Here is a 1,103-nt window from a genome sequence, read left to right as displayed (position 1 = left end):
GGCAGAACGCGGCCCTTCGCCAGCTGCGCGACCTCCACTTCCACCGGGCGGACCAGGACCCGGTCATCGCGTACTCGAAGCGGCAGGGCACGAACACGGTTCTCGTGGTCGTCAATCTCGATCCCCACCACACCCAGGAGGCCACGGTCTCGTTGGACATGCCGCAACTCGGCCTGGAATGGCACGAGTCGGTGCCGGTGCGCGACGAGCTCACCGGCGAGACCTACCACTGGGGCAGGGCCAACTACGTGCGTCTCGGGCCGGGCGGAGCACATGTGCTCGTCGTCGGCCGGGGATCCGCGGACCGCGCGACGGCCGCCGGTCCCGCGTCCCCCGACGAGCACGGCACGGCTCTGCGACCGTCCACCCCGCAGACCGGAGGGTCACCCGCATCATGATCGTCAACGAGCCCGTACCGGACACCTTCGAGGACACACCGGCGCAGGACCGCGACCCCGACTGGTTCAAACGAGCCGTCTTCTACGAGGTCCTCGTCCGCTCCTTCCAGGACAGCAACGGCGACGGCATCGGCGACCTGAAGGGGCTGACCGCCAAGCTCGACTATCTGCAGTGGCTCGGCGTCGACTGCCTCTGGCTGCCGCCCTTCTTCGAGTCGCCGCTGCGCGACGGCGGTTACGACGTCGCCGACTACACCGCCGTCCTGCCCGACTTCGGCGACCTCGCCGACTTCGTGGAGTTCGTGGACGCCGCCCACCAGCGGGGCATGCGCGTGATCATCGACTTCGTCATGAACCACACCAGCGACCAGCACCCGTGGTTCCAGGAGTCCCGCCGGAACCCGGACGGCCCCTACGGCGACTACTACGTCTGGGCGGACGACGACAAGCAGTACCAGGACGCGCGGATCATCTTCGTCGACACCGAGGCCTCCAACTGGACCTACGACCAGGTCCGCGGGCAGTACTACTGGCACCGCTTCTTCTCGCACCAGCCGGACCTGAACTACGAGAACCCGGCCGTCCAGGAGGAGATGATCTCCGCGCTGAAGTTCTGGCTGGACCTGGGCATCGACGGCTTCCGGCTGGACGCGGTGCCGTACCTCTACCAGGAGGAGGGCACCAACTGCGAGAACCTGCCCGCCA

At 67.7% G+C, this 1,103-nt stretch carries 1 protein-coding gene and 1 pseudogene; both read left to right on the top strand.

Annotated elements, in window-relative coordinates; genetic code table 11:
• Window positions 1-398: pseudogene (locus TU30_RS00070) on the top strand (alpha-1,4-glucan--maltose-1-phosphate maltosyltransferase); the annotation flags it as partial.
• On the top strand, window positions 395-1,103 hold a 709-nt coding region (locus TU30_RS00065), incomplete at its 3' end, for an alpha-amylase family glycosyl hydrolase (RefSeq protein WP_042162979.1). The pseudogene TU30_RS00070 and the gene TU30_RS00065, both read left to right, overlap by 4 nt.

Origin of the sequence: Streptomyces sp. NBRC 110035 (assembly GCF_000829695.1) — a bacterium.
GTDB lineage: Bacteria > Actinomycetota > Actinomycetes > Streptomycetales > Streptomycetaceae > Streptomyces.
The sequence above is the reverse complement of the archived record's forward strand: the minus strand, read 5'-3'. Positions and strand labels throughout refer to the sequence as shown.